The organism is Vibrio mangrovi, from assembly GCF_024346955.1.
Taxonomy (GTDB): Bacteria; Pseudomonadota; Gammaproteobacteria; order Enterobacterales; family Vibrionaceae; genus Vibrio; species Vibrio mangrovi.
Genome location: NZ_AP024884.1, coordinates 1112824 through 1136738 on the forward strand (window position 1 = coordinate 1112824; position 23915 = coordinate 1136738).

A 23915-nucleotide genomic window follows, 5' to 3' on the forward strand; every position below is an offset into this window, starting at 1 on the left:
TCACTCATTGTTCCGGTGAATTGCGGGTAGAAAGCAACTGTCCCCAGTAATCTTTGGCGACAGCACCTTACTCGCTTCCCACCGAAGGAGTTTCCGGGATTGCTTTGACTCGTCTTCTGACTTAGCTTCAACCTTCCTGATCCCTTCCCGTTTTCACAGTGGATTGATCAGGTTGTCAGCATTACAGCAGCGGGGGCTGTGGAGGATTTTCACCTCACTTCCGAATCCCTGTGGGATATACATCAAAGCAACGTATGTTTTTCGGTCAACGTTTCAGTATTTACGGTGTTTACACACTGATAGACACCACACTATAAAACGGGTAATAAAACGACTATAAAACTTTTATCGATAAATTCTGGCTCACTCCATATCGATTTCATGTTTATTTTTACGTTCAATGGTAATAAATTGCCATACTATGTTCAGATTTCATTGATAATCATCAATTTATATTCAAATAATAAAAATGCTCATGATAAATTATTGTCATGCATCTTTATCCGGTTTTGTTAACTCTGACAATTTAATTATTATGAATATAAAAATAGAAGTAGATCACTAAATATCCTATCGCGGTAAATCATCCCAAAAGCCATCGGCTACATTTAAAACGGTGGAAATTTTACCAATCCATAGCAGGAATGAATATGACAAGCTAAGTTATACGTTAATACTTTCCTGATAGTTCTTTTCCCGATATTCCTGAGGACTCATGCTACATATTTTTCTGAAGACTTTACAGAAATAACTGGTTTGCGAAAAGCCCAGATTCTTTGCAATAGTCGCGACGGGAATCCCGCTGCTTTTCAGCATTTTTTTAGCCTGCATAATACGATAATTATTCAGATAAGCATTAAACCCGACACCTAGGTGCTTCTTGAATAATTTAGAGAAATAATAGGGACTTAAATAAACATGAGAGGCAACATCTTCCAGCTTGATGTCGTCGCTGAAATGATGTTCGATGAAACGCAGCGCTTTTTTGATCTTATGGTCATTGCTATGTGAAGTAAAAGTTTTCTGAGTTCCCATATCCGTATCATCAATTACGACAAGATTGATGTGCTGGCGAATACAGTTATCGACGATCAGTTGCAACAATTCGGCAGATGCCAATACTTTCTGGTAGTCAACGACGGGAACATCTTCATAAAAATTTCTCAGCTCTTCATTTTTGAACCACCCTTGCTGTATCGGGGAAATCCCTTCCAGCGAATCGGCTTCATCCTGTTCCAGACGAACCTGCCCACAAAGCACAAAACCAACCAGATGTCCTTCAACAATCAAAGGGATAGAGAAATCAGTTAAGCCGGTATGACACCGGTAAACACAAGGTTTGTTATCAGCGGATGCCCTGAGTCCGCCTCTTTTATCACTGAGCATACACTGATGATAAAGCTCGGGGTTTTCTCTGATCTTCTTGCAAAACATCGAGAAATTAAACCGCTCAGAGATTTCTTCTCCATGAATATTGACAACCACGACGGCCAATCCTGTTGCCTGAGCAAAATCTGAAGCGATTTTTCTGATTAATGCTGAATCTAACGCGGTCATCGAAGCCATCACTACCTTCTCTATTATTTTATCCTAACCATACCTGTTTTATCCTAACCACACTCATACGGCTATACCTGAATAACCTTGGTTCTACGGTAAAAATGGAATAAAAACTGTTTTAACATTAATAGACAAATAATTAAGTGATCAATTAGCCATATTTAGAATAGATTCATCAATAAATAATACGGTTATAATGTTAATTATATATATACAGAATTAACAAGTTGTTAAAATAACTATCTGTATCAGAGTAATTAATAAAAATATCCCGATAATCAGAAGTTTCCCCAAAAACCAGAAGATTCCCCGGAAATGGCTGATTAGAAAATAAAATAGAATGATCTTGCCCGCTTGATGAAATTTAGTTATTTGATCTCTCCTGTTTGCTCTGCATCACGAAATGAAATAATAATAAATTTTTGCTTCGGACAATTTTTTACCACTTCATTCATTTCACCAAACGCTGTCAGGACTTACATCATCACTTCGATATAGCGCAATTTTTTCACATAGCCTCGCCATAAATATCCAGACAACAACCAAAACTACACCATTATTTACCCGCCGCATTTTCTAATATCCCGAGGCAACATTGTGAAAATACTACGAGGTATATATATGCAACAAGAAGCTCTTGGAATGGTAGAAACCCGTGGATTAACTGCTGCCATTGAAGCCGCAGATACCATGGTCAAATCCGCAAACGTCATGCTGGTCGGCTACGAAAAGATTGGCTCAGGTCTGGTCACTGTTGTTGTTCGTGGTGATGTCGGCGCGGTCAAAGCGGCAACAGATGCCGGTGCATCTTCTGCTGCCAATGTCGGTGAAGTCGTCGCAACGCATGTCATTCCGCGTCCTCATACTGACGTTGAGAAAATCCTCCCAAAAGGACTTAGCGAATGAGTGACAACCCACTAGTTGACAAAATCATGGATCAGGTGATGGCCAGAGTTAAGGAGCAATCACCTGGCTCACCTTCAATCAAAGAAGAACGAGGCACAACAATGAAGCAGAAAACATGTGGTCTCACTGAGTTTGTCGGTACTGCGATTGGCGACACAATCGGGTTAGTCATAGCGAATGTGGACAGCGCGTTACTGGAAGCAATGAAGCTCGAAAAACGCTATCGCTCTATCGGTATTCTGGGAGCACGCACCGGGGCCGGACCACACATTATGGCTGCCGATGAAGCAGTGAAAGGCACCAATACCGAAGTCGTCTCGATTGAACTACCGCGAGACACCAAAGGCGGCGCCGGTCATGGTTCGTTAATCGTATTTGGCGGTGACGATGTCTCCGACGTCCGCCGGGCCATTGAAGTTGCTCTGAAAGAGCTGGACCGGACCTTTGGTGACGTTTATGCCAACGAAGCCGGCCATATTGAGTTGCAGTACAGCGCCCGGGCAAGTTATGCCCTTGAAAAAGCATTCGGTGCACCACTGGGGAAAGCCTGTGGGGTAATCGTCGGAGCGCCTGCATCAATCGGGGTTCTGATGGCAGATACGGCCGTGAAATCAGCCAATGTGGATGTCGTCGCCTACAGCACACCGGCAAACGGCACCAGCTTCAGTAACGAAGCGATTCTGGTGGTCTCCGGTGACTCCGGCGCAGTCCGTCAGGCAGTGATTTCTGCCCGTGAAATCGGCAAAACACTACTGGCAACAATGGGTGACGACCCAGTCAACGATCGTCCGTCTTACATCTGATCAAATTAACGAGGTTGGTTCATGCGTTCAAAAAGATTTGAAGCACTGGCAAAACGCCCGGTTAACCAGGACGGATTCGTAAAAGAATGGGTCGAAGAAGGCTTTATTGCAATGGAAAGCCCTAACGATCCGAAACCATCAATCAAAATCGTCAACGGCAAAGTTGTCGAACTGGATGGTAAACCCGAATCCGAATTTGATTTAATTGATTTTTACATTGCTCGTTACGGCATTAACATCGACAACGCAGAAAAAGCGATGCAGATGGACTCCGTCAAAGTCGCCAATATGCTCTGCGACCCGAATGTCAAACGAGATGAAATCATTCCACTCACCACAGCAATGACACCGGCAAAAATCGTTGAAGTCATGTCACAGATGAACGTGGTGGAAATGATGATGGCAATGCAGAAAATGCGCGCCCGCCGTACACCATCACAACAAGCCCACGTCACCAATGTCCGCGATAATCCGGTCCAGATTGCAGCCGATGCTGCTGAAGGTGCCTTCCGTGGTTTTGATGAACAGGAGACAACTGTCGCCGTCGCCCGCTACGCACCATTTAATGCGATTGCTCTGCTGATCGGTTCGCAGGTCGGCCGTCCGGGCGTATTAACTCAATGCTCTCTGGAAGAAGCCACCGAGCTGAAACTGGGAATGCTGGGTCACACCTGCTATGCCGAAACCATTTCGGTTTATGGGACAGAACCCGTCTTTACCGATGGTGACGATACACCCTGGTCGAAAGGATTTCTGGCCTCGTCTTATGCGTCACGTGGTCTGAAAATGCGCTTTACTTCCGGTTCCGGCTCTGAGGTTCAGATGGGTTATGCCGAAGGTAAATCGATGCTGTATCTGGAAGCACGGTGTATTTACATCACCAAAGCTGCGGGTGTTCAAGGGCTGCAAAATGGTTCGGTCAGTTGTATCGGCGTTCCTTCAGCAGTGCCTTCAGGTATTCGTGCCGTACTGGCGGAGAACCTGATCTGTGCAGCGCTCGATCTTGAATGTGCATCCAGTAACGACCAGACATTCACCCACTCGGACATGCGCCGTACCGCACGTCTTTTGATGCAGTTCTTGCCCGGTACGGACTTTATCTCCTCCGGTTACTCGGCAACCCCGAACTACGACAACATGTTCGCCGGTTCCAACGAAGATGCCGAAGACTTCGATGACTACAACATCATCCAGCGGGACCTGAAAGTCGATGGCGGCCTTCGCCCGGTGCGTGAAGAAGACGTGATTGCCGTCCGTAACAAAGCAGCCCGTGCAATGCAGGCCGTATTTGCCGGATTAGGTTTCCCGGAAATCACCGATGAAGAAGTCACTGCTGCGACTTATGCCCACGGTTCTCAGGATATGCCGGAACGCAACATCGTTGAAGACATCAAAGCAGCTCAGGAAGTGATCGAACGTAGTCTGAGTGGACTGGATGTTGTCAAAGCGCTGGCAAAAGGCGGATTCGAAGATATCGCTCAGGATATGCTCGATATTCAGAAAGCCAAGATTTCCGGTGACTATTTGCATACATCCGCCATCATCATCGGCGATGGTCAGGTGCTTTCCGCAATCAACGATGTCAACGACTATGCCGGTCCAGCAACAGGATATCGTTTACAGGGTGAACGCTGGGATGAAATTAAAAATATCCCGAATGCCCTTGACCCGAAAGATCTTTGAGAAGGAAGGCGAAAGATGGTTGATATCAATGAAAAACTATTGCGTCAGATTGTTGAAGACGTACTGAAAGAGATGCAGGGTGCCGACAAACCGGTCTCGTTTACCCGCTCTGCTCCGCCAGCCGGAGATGAAACATTCCTGCGTGAAACAGGACAGGCGCAGACCGGGACCAGCAAAGATGAAGTAATTATTGCTGTGGGACCGGCATTCGGATTAAGCCAGACCACAAATATCGTCGGTACACCCCATCAGGCGATTATTCGCGAGCTGAAAGCCGGTATCGAAGAGGAAGGTTTGAAAGCCCGGGTGATCCGCTGTTTCAAATCATCCGATGTGGCGTTTATTGCCGTCGAAGGTGATCGTCTCAGTGGCTCAGGTATCTGCGTCGGTATTCAGTCAAAAGGCACTGCGGTGATTCACCAGAATGGTCTGCCACCACTGTCCAATCTGGAGCTGTTCCCACAGGCACCGCTGCTGACTTTAGAAACCTACCGTCAGATCGGAAAAAATGCAGCTAAATATGCCAAAGGTGAATCTCCTCAACCTGTCCCGACACTGAACGACCAGATGGCACGTCCAAAATATCAGGCGAAGTCAGCGGTCTTACATATCAAAGAAACCAAACATGTCGTGCAAGGTAAGAGTGCCGTTGAACTTGAAGTACTCGGCTAACGAAGGGAAATGCTATGAATTCTGAATCTATCGAAACTCTGGTTCGCGAAGTGCTGCAAAAGATGACCACTGCAAATGGTCAGGAAACCGCAGCGCCAGCCAGCCCGGCGGTAAAACCGAACAGCAGTGTCTCCGTCGCGGATTACCCGCTCGCCAACAAACATCCGGAGTGGGTAAAAACCAGTTCCGGAAAGACCCTTGATGATATCACGCTGGAAAATGTGCTCAATGACAGTGTCAAGTCACAGGACATGCGTATTACACCTGAAGTGTTGCGTCTTCAGGCAGAAATCGCCCGCGACGCCGGGCGGGAACGTCTGGCCGTCAACTTTGAGCGTGCCGCAGAACTAACGGCGGTTCCGGATGATCGTGTTCTGGAAATCTATAACGCATTGCGTCCATACCGCTCCAGTAAAGAAGAGCTGTTGGTCATTGCAGACGAACTGGAGAACCAGTATCACGCTACCATTTGTGCAGCTTATGTCCGCGAGGCAGCAACGCTTTATGTTCAGCGTAAAAAACTCAGAGGCGACGATTAAACCGGGACTCCGACGAGCAGACTAAGAGGTGAGGTGATGACATATATTGTAGGGATTGATATCGGAAATGCTTCCACTGAAGTCGTACTGGCTTCTCTGGAAGCTGACACTCCCCGTTTTATCGCCAGTGCCATCACGGAAACGACAGGCATCAAAGGAACCAAACGCAATTTGTTTGGGATCTATAAAGCGCTGGATCTGGTTACCGAGAAAGCCGGTCTCAGCCGTGATGCCATTGATATTGTGCGGATCAATGAAGCAACACCGGTCATCGGGGATGTGGCGATGGAAACCATTACCGAAACCATCATCACCGAATCAACGATGATCGGCCACAATCCTAAAACCCCCGGAGGACTGGGGCTTGGGGTTGGTATCACCATCACCTTTCAGGACTTGCTCAAATGTGACAATCACCAGCCCTATATTCTCGTCGTACCCAGTGAGATCGATTTTGAAGATACTGCGGCGATGATCAATGCCGCAACTCAGGCCGGATACGCCATTACCGCAGCTATTTTGCAAAAAGATGATGGTGTGCTGGTCAGTAACCGCTTGCAGCGCACGATTCCAATCGTCGACGAAGTCAAATATATCGAGAAGATTCCCCTCGGAATGTTGGCTGCCGTCGAAGTTGCAATGCCCGGTCAGGTCATTACTTCCTTATCCAACCCCTATGGCATTGCAACGGTTTTTGAGCTCAGTGCAGAAGAAACCAAAAATATCGTTCCCGTTGCCCGGGCACTGATCGGCACCCGCTCTGCGGTCGTGGTCAAAACCCCGGCTGGAGATGTCAAAGCCAGAACCATTCCTGCTGGTCACATTACGCTTTACTCTGAAGGACGCACTACGTCGGTCGATGTCGCCAAGGGCAGCGAAGCGATCATGCAAGCCGTATCTGCCTGTAAAGCTCTGGATAATGTCACCGGTGAAGCCGGAACAAACATCGGCGGTATGCTGGAAAATGTCCGTCAGACCATGGCGGAACTGACCAACAAACCCAGTCAGGAAATCTATATTCAGGACCTGCTTGCCGTCGACACATTTATTCCCGTCAATGTCATCGGTGGTTTAGCCGGTGAATTCTCCCTTGAACATGCTGTTGGTATTGCTTCAATGGTGAAATCCGATCACCTGCAAATGGCCCGGATTGCCGAGGAGATTCACAATACACTCAAAGTTCAGGTTCAGGTTGGCGGGGCTGAAGCAGAAGCCGCGATTCTGGGTGCACTCACAACCCCCGGAACACAGACACCACTGGCAATTCTGGACTTAGGTGCCGGTTCGACCGATGCATCAATTATTGATCATCAGGGGAGCATTACGGCAACCCATCTGGCCGGTGCGGGAGATATGGTGACTTTAATCATTGCTTCGGAACTGGGTCTTGACGATAGCTATTTGGCAGAAGATATCAAGAAATACCCGCTGGCTAAAGTAGAGAGTCTGTTTCACATCCGTCATGAAGACGGCACAGTGCAGTTTTTCGATAAACCATTACCCAGCGACCTTTTTGCCAGAGTCGTGGTCGTCAAAGAGAGTGGATTTACGCCACTTCAGGGAGAGGAATCACTCGAAAAAGTTCGCATGATTCGCCGTAGTGCCAAACAACGGGTCTTTGTTACCAACGCTCTGCGTGCGCTTTCGGCTGTCAGTCCGACAGGCAATATTCGTGATATTCCTTTTGTCGTACTGGTGGGTGGATCTTCACTGGATTTTGAAGTACCACAACTCATCACCGACGCACTGGCTCATTACAACCTTGTGGCCGGTCAGGGCAATGTCCGGGGTTGTGAAGGCCCGCGTAACGCTGTCGCTACCGGTTTAATCCTCTCCTATCACCAGCAGGGAGGGAACCGGTAATGAACATGCTTCAGGAAACCCCGGCGATTTATGTTGTACTTCACCAGATCAGTGAAGATGCCCTGCAACAGCTGTTCTGGGGCATGGAAGAAGAAGGAATTCCGTTCCGGATATCAACATCAGCAGAAAATGATCTGCGTAGTGAAGCTCATCAGGCAGCCTCACTTTCTCCGCTGGCTGTCGGGATTGCCTGCAACCCCGGAGAAATCGTCCTGCATACCCGTAACCTGTCGCCGGATACCCCGCTGTTTCATCTTATCCTGAAAGATCAGGAACAGGATCGACAGCTACGCCATTTAGGCTGCAATGCCGCCCGTCTGGTCAAGGGACTACCGTTTAAGCCTTTGTAACACGACCTGCTCAGGAGAAAAAAGTACAGATGAACAACGTATCAGGACGCATTGAAACCATAAACCGGAGCATAACCCCGGCAGCCATTGACGCCACGATGCGATCAACCCGTTCTGCACATCGCCCCGAATGAAGGAGCCCACATGAGAAAGTCATTAGGATTATTAGAAATTAAAGGGTTAGCCAGTGCGATAGTGGTCGCAGATGCAATGGCAAAAACAGCCGCAGTAGAACTGTTAGGCATTGAAACCGCCAAAGGCGGTGGCTGGATGACGATTAAAGTCTTGGGTGATGTTGCGGCAGTTCAGGCTTCTCTTTCAACAGGACAGGCATTGGCTGAACGAACCCATAGCCTGGTCGCCCAGGTGACTCTGGCACGACCTGACCAACAGGTTCTGGACAGATTTGCCATTGCTGGTGTTCCTGAAGCCACGATTTCTGAAGCCACTGTCTCTGAAACCACAGCATCTGAAGCGGCCGTTTCTAAAGCCGGAGTATCTATGGCTGTTACTGACAAAACAGTGGCTTCCGAACCGGCTGTCTCTGAACCTCCTGTTTCCGAAAAGACCGAGCCACCGGCAAAAGCTGAAAAAACCGAGCCGACCTGCAATTTATGCCACGACCCGCTTTGTCCGCGAATCAAAGGTGAAGCTCACAGTAAATGTCTCTATCACAAGAAGGTGAAGTAACGTGGATATAGGTGAAGTAAAACAGACTGTTCGCGATGTACTGACTGAAATGCGCCTTCGCCCGATTCCGCTGGGAATTTCGAACCGACATCTGCATCTCAGTCAGCAGGATTATGATCTGCTGTTTCCCAATCAGCCCATGGCCGTTCGGAACACGCTAAAGCAGCCCGGACAATATGCCGCAGCACAAACCGTCACGCTGGCAGGCCCGAAAGGCCAACTGGAAAGAGTCCGGATTCTGGGGCCGGTGCGTAGCACCACTCAGGTAGAAATATCAAAAACCGATGCCCGTACGCTGGGCATTCAGGCACCGATCCGCCTTTCCGGAGATCTGGCCGGTACTCCGGGCATCCGGTTAATCACTCCCGATGCAGAACTGCAATTAAATCAGGGCGTGATTGTTGCTCTACGGCATATCCATATGTCGCCCCTCGATGCTCTGATTTATGGCGTCAGGCATGGTGACAGTGTTGCTGTAGCGATCGAAGGAACACACCGCAACAGCGTATTTGAAGAAGTCTCAGTGCGGGTGTCTCCGGATATGGTTCTGGAAATGCATCTGGATACCGACGAGGCCAACGCTGCCGATGCGGATAACCCCAAAGCCTATGCCCGGATTCTGGGGAGATAACGATGCCAGAGCTGAGTGAACAAGTGATTGCCGGAATTGTTGAACGTGTCGTTGAGATCATTCTCAAACGTGAACACGCCGTCTATACCACAACCTTCGCCAATCTGGCAGCAGACATCGCTCCAGAGATTCTGACCCGCTACGGGAACATCGTTGTCGAAGCTGTCGATGCGAATGGGATTCTTACGCTCGCTCGCTGCCTGACTGAACAAATCGAGATTAGGAATCTGTTACACATCGTCAGCTTCGGCGCCCGTATCACACTGGTCATTCATCCGTCACTCTGCGCCATACTCCCGGTGAAAGCATTATGTGCACTTCCATTCCACTGGCAAACCAGCGACGGTCGTCCGGTTTACCTGTGTAGCCAGAGCGTTATTTCGTATTCAAACGTTTGTGAATTATCCCACGCCATTCTGGTGACCCGGCCGAAAGCAATCGTGACCGTGATGGCTCAGGAAATCATGAATAAAAATCAACTGATTTGGTCCCGTTCGGAGGACACATTATGGATTTAGCAAAAGTTGTCGGCTCTGTCGTCTCAACCCAAAAATCAGACTCTCTGACCGGACGGAAACTACTCCTTGTTCAGGCAGTCGACACCGATGGGACAAGCCCGAAAATCCCCGGTTCCGTACCGGAAGTGGCGATCGACTGTGTCGGCGCCGGAGATGGAGAGTTTGTGCTGGTGACCCGCGGTTCGTCAGCCCGGGCATGTCTGAATAATGCCGTATCAGCCGCAGATCTGTGTGTCATTGCAATTGTCGACTCACTTTCGGTCCACCAGTAACTTGATCCACCAATAGTCATAGCGGAGAAACGTCGTGGGAATTTATACCAAAACCGGAGATAAAGGAACGACTGCACTTGTCAGTGGCGTCCGGGTTGCAAAAACCGATATTCAGGTTGAAGCCTACGGCACGATTGATGAGTTAAATACCCACATCAGTGTGGCTCAAAAGCAGGCGACAGTTCCGGAGACCATTGCCCTTTTAGAGTCAATTCAGTATCAGCTCTTTTTTATGGGGGCGGAGCTGGCGTCACCAGATGTATCCATCCATGCAGATAATCAGCAGCAAGTGACGGATAGCGACATCAAAGCACTGGAAAATGCCATCGATCATGCCATGGCTCGGGTGCCGGAACTACACAGTTTCGTTCTGCCCGGCAGCTCAGGTGCCGGAAGTCAGTTACATCTGGCAAGAGCCGTTGCCCGCCGTGCCGAACGACGGATTCTGACGCTCAATGAAACTAAACCGGTTCGTGGTGAGTTGATGCGTTATCTGAATCGTCTCTCAGATGCGCTGTACGCTCTGGCCCGCAGAGAAGATCATGAACAACAGCTCCAGTCTGTCATTGCTCAGGTCACCACACGTTATCAGGCTGCCCTTTTGTCAAAAGAAGACATCTTGTCAGGAGAAAAGCTGGCAGAAAACAGACAATCAAAAACCACACCGCAAGAATCAACACCAAAACCACAGACTTCAGCGGATGCCACTCAGGCCGCACTGAAATTATTAACCCTTGCCGTGACAGAAGCACAGCGTATCGGTATTCCCATCGTGTTTGCGCTGGTCGATAAGCACGGCAATGCCATTCTCAGCTATCGCATGCCAAACGCTTTGCTGGTCAGTCATGAACTCGCACCAAAGAAAGCGTATACCGCCGTCGCTCTTAAGATGGCAACCCATGAACTTCATGCGCTGGTCCAGCCGGGTCAGGATCTCTACCAGCTGGAAGCCAGTTGCGCCGGTGAAATTGTCTCATTCGGCGGAGGCTTTCCCATCTGGATCGATGGGGAACTGGCAGGCGGTATCGGCATCAGCGGCGGCACTGTCGAACAGGATATGCAGATTGCACAAGCCGCATTACAAGGAATCTAAGGAATTACTATGAATAATACCGAACTCGAAACGCTCATTCGTACAATTCTGACTGAAAAGCTTGAAAACCAGACAGAGACGACCACTGCCCCGGTTTCCCCGAATCAGGTCGCAATCTTTGCTGATGTCGATTCAGCCATCAAAGCCGCACACGATGCTTACCATCGTTATCATGAACTGCCGCTCAAATGTCGTAGCGCGATTCTCGATACCCTGCGCCGGGAACTGGATCAGGATATCGCCTATCTTGCAGAAGAAGGCGTCAGAGAAACCGGCATGGGTAATGTGGCTCATAAGGTTCTGAAAAACCGTTTGGCACTGGAAAAAACCCCCGGTATTGAGGATCTCACCACAACAGCCCTGACCGGTGATGACGGCATGGTGCTGTTTGAATATTCGCCCTATGGGGTTATCGGCTCTATCACTCCCAGTACGAATCCGACTGAAACCATCATCAATAACAGCATTAGCATGCTGGCAGCCGGTAATGCTATCTACTTCAGTCCGCATCCCGGTGCAAAAGCGTTATCTATCTGGCTGATCAAAAGAATTGAAAATCTGATTTACAAAACCTGTGGCATTCATAATCTGGTCGTCACTGTGTCACAGCCCAGCTTCGAGAATACTCAAATCATGATGCAGCACCCGAATATAGCCGTGTTAGCGGTGACCGGCGGTCCGGGGATTGTCGATATGGCATTAAGAAGCGGCAAGAAAACCATTGGTGCCGGCGCCGGAAATCCACCGTGTTTAGTAGATGAGACAGCTGAAATAGTCAAAGCAGCGCAGGATGTGGTTTCCGGAGCTTCACTTGACAACAATATTCCGTGTATCGCCGAAAAAGCGCTGATCGTCGTAGAGCAGGTCGCTAATGACCTGATCGCTCAAATGATCGATTTCGGTGCCTTACTGATCCAGGAACCAGCGCAGGTTCAGGCCTTAAAATCAGCTTGCCTGAGTGACGGGAAAATCAATAAAAATCTGATCGGTAAAAGTCCGGCCGCCATTCTGGAAGCCGCTGGTATTCCCGTTCCGGGTAAAGAGCCGAAGTTGCTTATCGTCGAAACAATGCAGGATGACCCGCTGGTCATGCATGAACAACTCATGCCCGTGTTACCGGTCGTCCGGGTCAGAGACTTTGAACAGGGAGTGACCGTTGCGCTGGAAGTAGAAGGTGGTCTGCACCATACCGCAATCATGCACTCACAGAATGTCTCCCGGCTAAATAAAGTTGCCCAGTTAATGCAGACATCAATTTTCGTCAAAAACGGGCCGTCCTATGCCGGAATCGGCTTTGGTGCTGAAGGTTTCTGTACATTTACAATTGCCACACCAACCGGTGAAGGGACGACGTCGGCAAGAACTTTCTGCCGCCTGAGACGCTGTACCCTGACGAACGGCTTCTCGATTCGTTAATTCACAGGTGAGCGATAATGAAACAATTTTCTATATCCACAATGATATACAGCGGTGAAGGAAGCCTTCACCGGCTAGCACGGATCAAAAACAGAAAAGTGTGGATTGTCTGTGACGAGTTCTTAGCCACAGGTGAAGCCATCGAGCGAATCCGGGTATTGCTACAACATAATGAGGTCCGGCTGTACACCGACATTCAGCCGGATCCCAGTATTGCAACCATCGTCTCCGGGATGGAAGCACTGATCGCTTTTACACCAGACATCGTGATCGGATTCGGCGGCGGTTCAGCGATTGACGCGGCAAAAGCGATGGTCTTTTTTGCCGCCCATTTTAACGTAGAACTGGAACGCTGCATTGCCATTCCAACCACCAGCGGTACCGGTTCTGAAGTGACCAGTGCCACGGTGATTACCGATCCAGTCGCAGGAATCAAATATCCTTTATTTGACCGTTCGATCTATCCGGATGAAGCGATTCTCGACCCGACCCTGACCGTCACTGTTCCGCCACACATTACAGCCAACACTGGCATGGATGTATTAACCCATGCCATTGAAGCTTATGTATCAACCAAGGCTAATGATTTTACTGACGCACTGGCCGATAAAGCGATTCATGCGGTTTTTGAATATCTGCCGACAGCTTTTAAAAACGGAGCCTGTGTCCAGACCCGTGAAAAAATGCATAACGCTTCCTGTATGGCAGGCATTGCTTTCAGCCAGTCCGGCTTAGGAATCAACCATGCCATCGCCCATCAGTTGGGCGGAAAATTTCACATTGCTCACGGACTGGCAAACGCGCTGTTGTTACCCCATGTAATTCGCTTTAATGCCAGACACGATATTCGCGCCCGGAAACGTTACGCCCGGATTGCGAAAAGTTGTCGTTTCTGCCATCCGGACGCCACTCCGGAAGCAGGAGTTAATCAATTGATTCACCGGATTAAATTGCTACAACGTGAACTAAAACTCGCAACTTCGCTGCGAATGCTCAAAATCATGCGCCAGGACATTTTAAAGCAACTGGAGGCTATGGCACATTCAGCACTTCAGGACTCAACCATGGCAACAACACCATACCAGGCCAGTGACAAACAGGTACGCCAGATAATTGAGGCATTATTATGAATTTAGCGACGCAAATCCGGTTACCGGAACTCAAAAACGTCTCTCCTGAACAGATTGTTGCCACCGCCAGACAATCCGGCGTAGTTGGTGCCGGAGGCGCAGGTTTTCCAACCTACGTCAAACTGCAGTCCAAAGCCGAGATTTTTCTGGTGAATGCTGCCGAATGTGAGCCCATGCTGAAGGTCGATCAACAACTGATGGTAACGGAAGCTCAGGCACTGATTCAGGGACTTCGCTACGGAATGCAGGCAACCGGTGCCAAAGAAGGGATTATTGCGTTAAAAGAAAAATACCGGCAGGCGATTGCAACGCTGACTCCCCTGCTGCCAGAGAATGTCCGGCTCCACATTCTGCCCGATGTTTATCCTGCCGGGGACGAAGTCATTACCATTTGGCTGGCAACCGGACGCCGAGTGCCTCCGGCTCAGCTTCCCATTACCATTGGCGTCGTCGTCAACAATGTTCAGTCCCTGATTAATCTGGCCAAAGCCATTGATGAACAACACCCGGTGACTCACCGGACTTTAACGATCAATGGTGCAATTCAGCGTCCGATGACACTTTCCGTCCCTCTGGGAACTAAAATCAGTGAGCTGATTGAGTATGCCGGAGGATGTACTGTTGCCAACCCGGCCTTCATCAATGGCGGGCCGATGATGGGAAAATATCTTGCAGATATTGACACTCCGGTAACGAAAACCACCGGTGGAATTCTGGTATTCCCGGATGATCACCTGCTGATCAAACGACGCCTGAGATCCAACGAACAAATTCTGGCGATGGCAAAAACTGTTTGTGAACAATGTCGGCTGTGTACGGATTTATGCCCGAGGCATCTGATCGGTCATGAACTCTCACCTCATTTACTCGTTAAATCGATGGGTTACAAACAGTTTGCCAAACCATCAACTTTACTCTCAGCCCTGACCTGTTCTGAATGTAGTGTGTGCGAAAGCTACGCCTGTCCGGTAGAAATTTCGCCGATGCGCATTAACCAGATGCTCAAAGCAGAGTTAAGAGCTGCCAATGTCCGCTATGAAGGAGAAATCGAACCTCAGGATCCGATGGCAGAACACAGAATGGTACCCATTTCACGTCTGATCAGCCGTCTCAATTTACAACCGTATTATCAGGAAGCCCCATTAACCGAGCTTTCCTGGACTCCGGAACGCGTGGATATTCCACTCCAACAACATATTGGTGCCCCTTCCGTACCGGTGGTTCATACCGGTGATCAGGTCCGGGTCGGTGATTGTATCGCCGAGCCTGCTTCTGATGCTCTCAGCGTTGGCCTGCACGCCAGCATCACGGGCACTGTAACAGATATTACGAATCATGCTATCACACTGTGTCGAGGATAATTTATGCATCATGCCATTGGATTAGTCGAATTAAACAGTATCGCAAAAGGAATTGAAGTCACGGACACCATGCTCAAAAGTGCGCATGTGGAGCTTTTGTCGGCTAAGACGATCTGCCCGGGGAAATATATTGTCATGGTCGGCGGTGAAATCGCTGCGGTGAAACAATCGGTTACCAGCGGGGAACAACAGGGCGGCCACATGACTGTCGACAGTTTTGTCCTGCCCAATGTCCACCCATCTATTTTACCGGCGCTCAGTGGTGTCACCATTGCCCAGCAGCGCCAGTCGATCGGTGTGGTCGAAACCTATAGTGTTGCAACCTGCATCAATGCAGCCGATGCAGCCATTAAAGCGGCGAATGTTGAGCTGATCAGAATTCACATGGCTTTTGGCATTGGCGGCAAATGCTACCTTGTTGTCAACGGTGATGTCTCCGACGTGAATACCGCTGTCGCCGTAGCCAGTGTTAACGCCGGAGAAAACGGCTTACTTGTACATGGAACCGTCATCCCCAAACCTCACCCGGATGTCTGGCGCCAACTGCTTTAATCAGGCGTTCTAATCAGGAAGGGTCTGACAAAGAGCAATAACAACCGAGCTGTAACGGAGTGCTTATGTTTGATGAACAAGAAAAAAAGAGCCGCGTCATTCAGGAATATGTACCGGGAAAGCAGGTCACGCTGGCTCACCTGATTGCCAATCCCAATAAGGCGGTCTACAAAAAGCTGGGCCTGAACGAAACGGCAAACGCGATTGGCATTCTGACCATCACCCCAAGTGAAGGCGCCATTATTGCCAGTGATATCACCACCAAATCCGGCAATGTAGAAATTGGTTTTATTGACCGCTTTACCGGTGCAGTTGTGATCACCGGAGATGTATCAGGTGTGGAGTACGCATTAAAACAGGTCATTCATATTTTGAGCCACCAGCTCAAATTTACGCCCTGTGATATCACCAGGACATAATCGATGAAACGCATCATGTTAATCGGACAAACGCTCAGCGGCAAAACAACGCTACTGCAAAAACTACAGGGTTTACCGCTGGACTATCACAAAACTCAGTCGCTGGCATGTGAAGATACATCGATAGATACGCCGGGAGAGTATCTGGAGAATCGTTCACTAAACAGTGCATTATTCATTACATCATACGATGCGGATATCATTGGTCTGGTACATAGTGCAACGGCACAACAAGAAATGTTCTCCCCGTTATTTGCTTCCGCTTTCACCAAACCAGTGATTGGTATTGTCACCAAATCCGATTCACCTGAAGCAAACATTCAGGAAGCAATCACCCACCTGACCTTAGCCGGAGCCGATCCCATATTTATCACCTCTTCTTACGATGGTGATGGCATTCCCGCTCTGGTGGACTACTTAAGCCAAACCGAACTGAAACAAAACCGAACTGAAGTTAAACCAAACTAAAGTTAAACCGAGGTATACCGACATATGGAACATAAAATCATCGCGATCAACGCCGGCAGCTCATCACTCAAGTTTCAGCTGTTCTCTATGCCTGCTGAAGTCTCCGTTTGTCAGGGACTCATTGAACGTATCGGGCTGGATGATGCAGTTTTTACCCTCAAATTCCGCGAACAGAAAATCAGCCAGACACTGCCAGTCACCAACCATCAGCAAGCCGTTGACCTGTTGCTATCCAGTCTGGTCCAGCATGGTGTCGTGACATCATTACAGGAAATTGAAGGCGTCGGGCACCGGGTTGCTCACGGCGGAGAATTCTTTCCGGACAGCGCTATTATTGATGAGAATACCATAACCAGAATTGCCCAGTTGAACGATTTGGCACCGCTGCACAACCCGGTCAATCTGACCGGTATCAAAGCATTCAGAACAGCCCTGCCGGATGCAAAAGCCGTCGCAGTGTTCGATACATCTTTTCATCAGACCATGGCAAAGATGGATTACATCTATCCGATTCCATACTCATACTATGAAAAATACGGAATCCGTCGCTACGGGTTTCACGGCACCAGCCATAAATATGTCGCCCATCGCTATGCCGAGCTGGTTGACACACCGATCGAACAACTCAACCTGATTACCTGCCATCTGGGTAACGGTTCCAGCATTTGTGCCATTGAGGGTGGAAAATCAATTCACACTTCGATGGGATTTACACCTCTGGCCGGAGTCATGATGGGAACCCGCTGCGGAGATATCGACCCGTCGATTCTGCCTTTTCTGGCCGATAAAGAACACCAAACAGTAGAAGCGCTGAACCAGATGATGAACAGCCAGTCCGGTTTACTGGGCGTTTCAGGATTATCGCATGATTTCAGAGATATATTGGCCGCTGCCCCCCAGAATGAGCGGGCTCAGTTAGCACTGGATATGTTTGTTGAACGGATCAGAGCCTATGTCGGACAATATCTGGTCAAACTGGGGAAAGTTGACGCCATTATCTTCACCGGTGGAATCGGCGAAAACTCAGCAGATGTCAGAGAAAAAGTCTGTCGCAACCTCGAAATGCTGGGAATATCCATTTGTGACGAGGAAAACCATTCTGGATCAACGATATTTTCTGCCAGTCGTAGTTCAATTGCTTTAGCGGTCATTCCGACCAATGAAGAATTGATGATTGCTCAGGATGTGATGAGGGTAGAAAAGAGATGAAAGGCAAAGTATGGCTGGTGGGCGCCGGACCGGGCGACCCGACACTACTGACGGTGAAGGCACTTTACTGTATCCGTAAAGCCGAAGTCATTGTGTATGACCGTCTGGTCAGTAAAGAAATTCTGCAGGAAGCGCCGGACAATTGCAGAATGGTGAATGTCGGCAAACTTCCTAATTTCCATCCGATTCCTCAGGATGATATTAATGACTGCCTGATCCAGTTTGCCCGGCAAGGGTTGAATGTGGTCCGTCTTAAAGGCGGCGATCCTTATGTCTTTGGCCGTGGAGGTGAAGAGGCAGAAGCGCTGGCAGAACTGGGGATAGAATTTGAGGTTATCCCCGGAATCAGTTCGGCGATTGGTGGTCTGGCGTATGCCGGAATCCCGGTGACTCACCGTGACTGTGCCTCGTCTTTTCATGTCGTCACCGGACATTTAAAGCAGGGCAAAGATCCGTTGGACTGGACACAGTTTTCCAAACTGGACGGTACACTGGTGATTCTGATGGGAATGAGTCAGATTAAACATATCTGTCAGCAACTCATCGACGGAGGAAAATCTTCCAATACGCCCGCAGCAGTTGTACGCTATGCCAGCCGGGAGAACCAGCAGGTGGTCACCGGAACAGTCGCCGACATTGCCCGGCGGGTAGAAGAAGCCAAAGTTACCTCTCCTGCACTAATTGTCATTGGAGGTGTGGCCGCAAAACATACGACACTCTCATTTCAGGCAACCTGCCGGCATATCGGCGAACTGGTGGAATCAGAGAGTGATCTCATCAAATAGCAGATAGAAAACAGAACTAACATGGTTACATACGAACAACATCAGAACAGCACTCATCCAGAATTACCGGTCAACCTCCGGAAATCCAGTCATGGCTGAAGCACGTTGTCCGGCTTCTTGTGGCGAACTGATTCAGGGATGGATTGCCGGTAGTGAAAAATTGATTTCATGTCCGATCAACTGGTTCAGTACTATCGAAGTTACTTCCGGTGATGCACGTAGCAGCCGGGAGCGGCCTCTGATGCGCAGTGCTCTGAAACTCGCACTGCAATCACTGAATATCCCTGTGACCGAATCTCAGGGTTTGAAGATCTCTTTTGATTCCACCATTCCGGTTGCCAAAGGCATGGCCAGCAGTACTGCAGACATCGCCGCTACCATTACCGCAACCTACCGCCACTTCCAGTCAGAATTATCAGAACAGCAACTTGCCTCACTCTGTGCCCGGCTCGAACCCAGTGACAGTACGGTATTTCGTTCCCTGACCCTGTTTGATCACAAACAGGGGATTGTCTCTGCTCAATATGGTCAGGCCGGGAATCTGGATATTCTGATTCTGGAAAGTCCGCAACAACTTAGTACAGCAGCCTATCACCGTATTGACCGGCGATTTCATCTGGTTAGGTCCTCGGAAAAACTGGCTGAAGCGGCACATTATCTCGCCCAGTCGATTCATTTAAAACAGGCCGGACGAATCGGATTAGCAACCACAGTTAGTGCGATTGAAAGTCAGCAAATTCTGCCGAAGCCTCACTTCAATGACTTACTCCGGTTGGTGGAAAAGCATGATTTGTACGGATTGAATGTAGCGCATAGCGGGACAGTCGTCGGACTGTTGTATCACTCAGCCAGACAGGATATTGAGGCCGTATTACACGATGTTCGCAACTCTCCAATCGCTCATGCGTATACTCAATATCATCAGTGCCAGTTGATCAGCGGTGGTGTCAGATAATATATTCGCAGACCTGATTACAATAGCGGGCAGGCAATCGCATTCACTGTCAGATATGGCTGACTCTGATACCAGTTCAGCGTGATATGTGTGAGACTCTGATTCGGAATCGCAAGACTGGTGTACCAACGCGGATTCTGCCAGTCCAGCCCGAGAACATGTGCCAGTATATAGCGAATCGGCCCGCCATGAGCGATGATCAAAGTGTCATGCTCACACTGCTGAACCAGCTCTTCCCAAGCTTCAGTCACCCGCGCCATCCCCTGAGATAACGGTTCAGCATCAGGTAAAGTCGCATTTGCAGGATCTGCCCAGAACCTTTCTAAAGTTTCCCATTCTCCCTGCAAATCATCAAATGGCACACCATCAAACCGGCCGAAACTCTGTTCCCTTAACCGGTCATCAATCTTTAAGTTCAGAGCCGGATCCAACGCCGTCAATAGCTCGGCAACGTATTTACAGCGAATCAAAGGCGATGAATAGATCGTCTGAAAACGGTAATTCTCAAGCAGGGAACGGGCAATCAGCTGCTGTGTGATCTCATCAACCCCTACATCTGTATGACCATTCAGTGCCGGTTTCCCTTCGGTTTTGCCATGTCGCAGCAAATACAAATTAATCATCATTTTTCCTTTGAAATCATCCACCGACAAGCATATCACTTCCTCTAATCTATAACATTATAAGCAAATCTATGCTGATGTACCCAAAGAAAGGTGGAAAATGAGAGTATGAGGACAGACACGGTAATCTGATACTCCAGAAACTGATTCCACGAATAAGTTCTTAGCGTGACTGTCCCTGTAATTTCCGATGACGGTGAGTTAAAATACCTAGAAAAAATGCTGACTCATATAAAGCTGCGGTAACTCTTATTTCTGGTGAATCAATCCGTAGCGCTGATACTATCGATATCGATAGTGTCAAATATATTACAGAAGATGGGCAGGTAAGATACATCCAAAGAAATGATAATAGGCCTGATGATTCTCTGGCCCTTTCAGGTTTATGAAACTTAATATTTGATAATGATGGTTCCCAAATGAGAGTAAAAATAATCTATCAATCATATGAATTAAGTGATGGTACTAGAGGCGCAATGTACGAAGACTTCAAAATTAACTATAGCGGTATAACATACCGCGGTTTCACTGGAAAATATAAAAGCAGATAGCCTTATGAGAAGATCATGAATAGAAAGCCTGTCTAAACTGTCTGTTCCAGATCTCCTACCTGCGATGATAACGCAAAGCATCGACCAATAACCGGAAAGCCGGTGAAGAGAGCTGACGGTTCGGATAATAAAGATAGTAACCGTCAAATGGCAGACACCAATCTTCCAGGACACGTTCTAACCGGCCTTGCTTGATATGCTCTTCAACCAGATCCTCTGGAACATAACTAATACCCAATCCGGATAATGCCGCATCCAAACGTCCTATGGAACTGGTCATCACAACCTGCCCCTTCACATTCACATTGATCTCTTTCCCGTCCTTTTCAAATTCCCAGACATACATGCCGCCATAAGTCGGTAGTCGTATATTAATACAGTTATGCTCGACCAGCTCATGAGGTATTGTCGGTTTCTGCCGCTTCTGCCAGTATTCGGGAGTTGCCACAACGGCCATACGCAAAGGCGGAGAAATCGGTACGGCAATCATATCCTTATCCAGATTCTCACCCAGACGAATCCCCGCATCAAAGCGTTCAGCAACGATATCAACGAATCCATAATTCACACTGATTTCGACGGAAATATCGGGATATTCCAGTAACAACTGACGCACTTTCGGCCACAGAAAAGTGTTGGCAGCATGCTCAGCCGCTGTAATCCGAATCGTACCGGCCGGGCGTAATTTAAACTCATTAATTAGCTCCAGCTCACGATCAATATCCTCAAGTTTAGGGGCTATTGACTGAAGTAAACGCTCACCAGCTTCCGTTGGAGACACACTCCGTGTCGTCCGGTTCAACAACCGGACATCCAGACGCTCCTCCAACCCTTTCACGGTATGACTTAACGCCGACTGAGACACCCCCAGCAACCCGGCGGCTTTGGTAAAACTACCTTCCCGGGCAACCGTCACAAATGCCAGCAGATCGTTGTAATTCTTATTCATGGTATTCTCGCAGAAACGCAATCCTGAAGTTCTCCGGATATATTAACCGAATCCGTATAACAGTTCACATTGAGTTCCCACAAACGTACCTGAGAGAAAAATTAAAGATTCCCTTCCTTACCTGAACGACGTACAAAAAAAACAACAACTAGTGTGGATACAATAACCTGAGCAACAAACAGAATGAGATTAAGCACCTCATATTGCTCGTCCTGCCATGTATTCATGAATCGCGTGATCAAAAAAAAGGCAATCACAGAAAATGTCATTGCCCACCCATATATCCTATTGATGCGATACCACTGCTGTTGATCGCTGAAAGTTAATTTTATCCTCACGCCATAGAATCGGTTTGGTCTGACTTTTCCAAATGCCAACGGAAGGGCAGTAATCAGAAAAATAAGGCTACCTATGCTCAACAGTAAGAAAGAAGTACCCATAGAAATCCTCTTGCTATATACGATCCCGTTTATGTGCAATCCTGAATTCTGTATGAGAGCGAGTAAATAAGCAACGGTTTCTGTAACTTCAGGTGAAGACAGTTCAGTCGTCTCGGAAAAACGGCTGAACTATCGTGGTCATTTACAACAGTGGTCATTTACAAACGAACGGCTATCACCATGCTAAGCAGAAATTTTCTCTGGAGTTCTCGTTGGAATAACCGATTGATCATCGGATATACACCGAACTAAATATTCCGCATCAGTCGCCACACCGGCAAAGCGCCCGGATCCCCATGTATGAAGCCATGAGAGGCCAATAAAATAAAGCCCGCTGACAGAAGTCACACCCCGTTCATGAACAGGTGTACCACAACCGTTGAATACCGGCACGTCCACCCATCTGAAATCAGACATAAAGCCAATACACCAAATGATAGATGTGATCCCTTCCTCCGCAAGATGGCATGTTTCTCGCTCCTGCTTCGGTTCCCACACAGGCGTGTACTGGTATCCTTCAGGAGCGACAATCCTATTCTTACGGATATAATCATCTATGCGCCGATTGACACTGTTGTACACATCATCCGCACGGGCAAGATTTTGCGCTAAAGTCGGCGCAAATTTCATTTCGCCGTGTTCGTAATCAAGCAGGTGCCCAAACAACGTCATACCTTCCGTCGCAAATTTGCGTAAATCAATATCGTGTCCACCATCCCGTCCTGTCACATAATGATTGGTATTATGACGGACATCTTTTCCTAAAGGATGTTGATTTACCGAGAGTTTGTAATATTGCATACGCTCAAGCCACTCAACGACATCCCGGCCACGATAATGTCTTGCAACTCTCGGCGCGTTACCCGTTACCAGATAAACTTTTTTTCCGGCCAGATGTAGGTCTTCAGCAATCTGGGCTCCGGACTGGCCGGAACCTACAACCATTACTGCACCGTCAGGAAGCTGGCCGGGATTCTTATACTGCACCGAATGAATCTGTACCATACTTGCCGGAATTTTTTCGGCCATACGCGGAATGAGTGGCTGCTGATAGCCGCCGGTAGCAATAACCACCTGATCTGCCGTATATTCACCATGGCTTGTAGAGACATGATAGATACCCTGATCATTTTTTGTCACTTTTTCTACAGTCACGCCTTCAACCACTGGTGCATTCACCTTCTCAGCAAAGCGGTTTAAATAATCAATGACTTCATCCCGGGTCATAAACCCCTGAGGATCATCACCATCATACGGATGACCGGGTAGTAAACACTGCCAGTTGGGTGTCACCAGAGTAAATGAATCCCAGCGTTCATGCTTCCAACTATGCATCACTGTGCGTTTTTCAATCACCAGATGGTCTATTTTTTCCTGTTGCAGATAGTAGCTGACGGACAATCCCGATTGCCCACTCCCAACGATAATTACGCTATAGTGTTTTTTATAGGTATCACTCATCATCTTCTTACCCTTG

At 48.3% G+C, this 23915-nt stretch carries 26 protein-coding genes and 1 riboswitch; of the genes, 21 read left to right on the plus strand and 5 right to left on the minus strand.

Going from position 1 to position 23915, the window contains the following annotated elements; translation table 11 throughout:
* Positions 1-89: 89 nt before the first annotated feature.
* Positions 90-262, minus strand: a riboswitch (cobalamin riboswitch).
* 401 nt (positions 263-663) lie between these two features.
* Positions 664-1566: a transcriptional regulator PocR gene (gene pocR, locus OCU74_RS20995; RefSeq protein WP_087482609.1), complete on the minus strand. Its 903-nt coding sequence runs from the start codon at positions 1564-1566 to the stop codon at positions 664-666.
* Between the two features lie 615 nt (positions 1567-2181).
* Between pocR and pduA the strand changes: the two genes are divergently transcribed.
* The 21 genes from pduA (at position 2182) to OCU74_RS21105 (ending at position 19875) form a co-directional block, all read left to right on the plus strand.
* Positions 2182-2466 (plus strand): propanediol utilization microcompartment protein PduA, encoded by a 285-nt coding sequence (pduA, locus tag OCU74_RS21000; protein ID WP_087482610.1) that lies wholly within the window; start codon positions 2182-2184, stop codon positions 2464-2466.
* On the plus strand, positions 2463-3269 hold the full coding sequence (gene pduB / locus OCU74_RS21005) for a propanediol utilization microcompartment protein PduB (protein ID WP_087482611.1): 807 nt from the start codon (positions 2463-2465) through the stop codon (positions 3267-3269). The genes pduA and pduB overlap by 4 nt, the downstream gene beginning before the upstream one ends.
* A gap of 21 nt (positions 3270-3290) precedes the next feature.
* Positions 3291-4952, plus strand: a complete 1662-nt coding sequence (gene pduC, locus OCU74_RS21010) for a propanediol dehydratase large subunit PduC (protein WP_087482612.1) — start codon at positions 3291-3293, stop codon at positions 4950-4952.
* 15 nt (positions 4953-4967) lie between these two features.
* The gene (locus OCU74_RS21015) at positions 4968-5624 is read left to right on the plus strand and encodes a propanediol/glycerol family dehydratase medium subunit (protein WP_087482613.1); all 657 of its coding nucleotides are present in this window, start codon (positions 4968-4970) and stop codon (positions 5622-5624) included.
* A 14-nt stretch (positions 5625-5638) separates the two neighbouring features.
* A complete protein-coding gene (pduE, locus tag OCU74_RS21020) occupies positions 5639-6163 on the plus strand; it encodes a propanediol dehydratase small subunit PduE (protein ID WP_087482614.1) in 525 nt (174 codons plus the stop codon).
* A gap of 36 nt (positions 6164-6199) precedes the next feature.
* Positions 6200-8026 carry a diol dehydratase reactivase subunit alpha gene (locus OCU74_RS21025; protein ID WP_087482615.1) on the plus strand — a complete coding sequence of 609 codons (1827 nt, stop codon included), beginning with the start codon at positions 6200-6202 and terminating at the stop codon, positions 8024-8026.
* Positions 8026-8376 (plus strand): glycerol dehydratase reactivase beta/small subunit family protein, encoded by a 351-nt coding sequence (locus OCU74_RS21030; RefSeq protein ID WP_143693297.1) that lies wholly within the window; start codon positions 8026-8028, stop codon positions 8374-8376. Before OCU74_RS21025 ends, OCU74_RS21030 begins: the two co-directional genes overlap by 1 nt.
* Positions 8377-8520: 144 nt before the next feature.
* Complete coding sequence (locus OCU74_RS21035) at positions 8521-9066, plus strand: BMC domain-containing protein (RefSeq protein WP_087482616.1); 546 nt, start codon at positions 8521-8523, stop codon at positions 9064-9066.
* Position 9067: 1 nt separating this feature from the next.
* Positions 9068-9697: a phosphate propanoyltransferase gene (locus tag OCU74_RS21040; RefSeq protein WP_087482617.1), complete on the plus strand. Its 630-nt coding sequence runs from the start codon at positions 9068-9070 to the stop codon at positions 9695-9697.
* Between the two features lie 2 nt (positions 9698-9699).
* Positions 9700-10215, plus strand: coding sequence for a PduM family microcompartment protein (gene pduM, locus OCU74_RS21045; RefSeq protein WP_087482618.1), 516 nt, complete (start codon positions 9700-9702; stop codon positions 10213-10215).
* Positions 10206-10487: a EutN/CcmL family microcompartment protein gene (locus OCU74_RS21050; RefSeq protein WP_087482619.1), complete on the plus strand. Its 282-nt coding sequence runs from the start codon at positions 10206-10208 to the stop codon at positions 10485-10487. The genes pduM and OCU74_RS21050 overlap by 10 nt, the downstream gene beginning before the upstream one ends.
* A 34-nt stretch (positions 10488-10521) precedes the next feature.
* The gene (locus OCU74_RS22065; protein WP_087482620.1) at positions 10522-11580 is read left to right on the plus strand and encodes a cob(I)yrinic acid a,c-diamide adenosyltransferase; all 1059 of its coding nucleotides are present in this window, start codon (positions 10522-10524) and stop codon (positions 11578-11580) included.
* A 9-nt stretch (positions 11581-11589) separates the two neighbouring features.
* Positions 11590-12996, plus strand: coding sequence for an aldehyde dehydrogenase family protein (locus OCU74_RS21065; RefSeq protein WP_087482621.1), 1407 nt, complete (start codon positions 11590-11592; stop codon positions 12994-12996).
* Between the two features lie 17 nt (positions 12997-13013).
* Positions 13014-14126 (plus strand): 1-propanol dehydrogenase PduQ, encoded by a 1113-nt coding sequence (locus OCU74_RS21070; protein WP_087482622.1) that lies wholly within the window; start codon positions 13014-13016, stop codon positions 14124-14126.
* On the plus strand, positions 14123-15487 hold the full coding sequence (locus OCU74_RS21075; protein WP_087482623.1) for a 4Fe-4S dicluster domain-containing protein: 1365 nt from the start codon (positions 14123-14125) through the stop codon (positions 15485-15487). The genes OCU74_RS21070 and OCU74_RS21075 overlap by 4 nt, the downstream gene beginning before the upstream one ends.
* A 3-nt stretch (positions 15488-15490) precedes the next feature.
* Entirely contained in the window at positions 15491-16039 is a 549-nt protein-coding gene (locus OCU74_RS21080) for a BMC domain-containing protein (RefSeq protein ID WP_087482624.1), read from the plus strand.
* A 65-nt stretch (positions 16040-16104) separates the two neighbouring features.
* Positions 16105-16458 carry an ethanolamine utilization microcompartment protein EutS gene (eutS, locus tag OCU74_RS21085; RefSeq protein ID WP_087482625.1) on the plus strand — a complete coding sequence of 118 codons (354 nt, stop codon included), beginning with the start codon at positions 16105-16107 and terminating at the stop codon, positions 16456-16458.
* A 3-nt stretch (positions 16459-16461) separates the two neighbouring features.
* Entirely contained in the window at positions 16462-16926 is a 465-nt protein-coding gene (locus tag OCU74_RS21090; RefSeq protein ID WP_087482626.1) for a EutP/PduV family microcompartment system protein, read from the plus strand.
* A 24-nt stretch (positions 16927-16950) separates the two neighbouring features.
* Positions 16951-18135, plus strand: a complete 1185-nt coding sequence (locus tag OCU74_RS21095; RefSeq protein WP_087482627.1) for an acetate/propionate family kinase — start codon at positions 16951-16953, stop codon at positions 18133-18135.
* Positions 18132-18920 (plus strand): uroporphyrinogen-III C-methyltransferase, encoded by a 789-nt coding sequence (cobA, locus tag OCU74_RS21100; RefSeq protein ID WP_087482628.1) that lies wholly within the window; start codon positions 18132-18134, stop codon positions 18918-18920. Before OCU74_RS21095 ends, cobA begins: the two co-directional genes overlap by 4 nt.
* 91 nt (positions 18921-19011) lie before the next feature.
* Positions 19012-19875 carry a GHMP family kinase ATP-binding protein gene (locus OCU74_RS21105; protein WP_087482629.1) on the plus strand — a complete coding sequence of 288 codons (864 nt, stop codon included), beginning with the start codon at positions 19012-19014 and terminating at the stop codon, positions 19873-19875.
* Positions 19876-19892: 17 nt separating this feature from the next.
* On the opposite strand, the gene OCU74_RS21110 is transcribed toward OCU74_RS21105, so the two are convergent.
* From OCU74_RS21110 to OCU74_RS21125, 4 genes are all read right to left on the minus strand, one after another.
* Positions 19893-20498: a histidine phosphatase family protein gene (locus tag OCU74_RS21110; protein WP_087482630.1), complete on the minus strand. Its 606-nt coding sequence runs from the start codon at positions 20496-20498 to the stop codon at positions 19893-19895.
* 606 nt (positions 20499-21104) lie between these two features.
* Positions 21105-21998 (minus strand): LysR family transcriptional regulator, encoded by an 894-nt coding sequence (locus OCU74_RS21115; RefSeq protein WP_087482631.1) that lies wholly within the window; start codon positions 21996-21998, stop codon positions 21105-21107.
* Positions 21999-22099: 101 nt separating this feature from the next.
* Positions 22100-22438 carry an SdpI family protein gene (locus tag OCU74_RS21120; RefSeq protein WP_087482632.1) on the minus strand — a complete coding sequence of 113 codons (339 nt, stop codon included), beginning with the start codon at positions 22436-22438 and terminating at the stop codon, positions 22100-22102.
* Between the two features lie 183 nt (positions 22439-22621).
* Positions 22622-23902, minus strand: coding sequence for an MSMEG_0569 family flavin-dependent oxidoreductase (locus tag OCU74_RS21125; RefSeq protein ID WP_087482633.1), 1281 nt, complete (start codon positions 23900-23902; stop codon positions 22622-22624).
* Between the last annotated feature and the right edge of the window lie 13 nt (positions 23903-23915).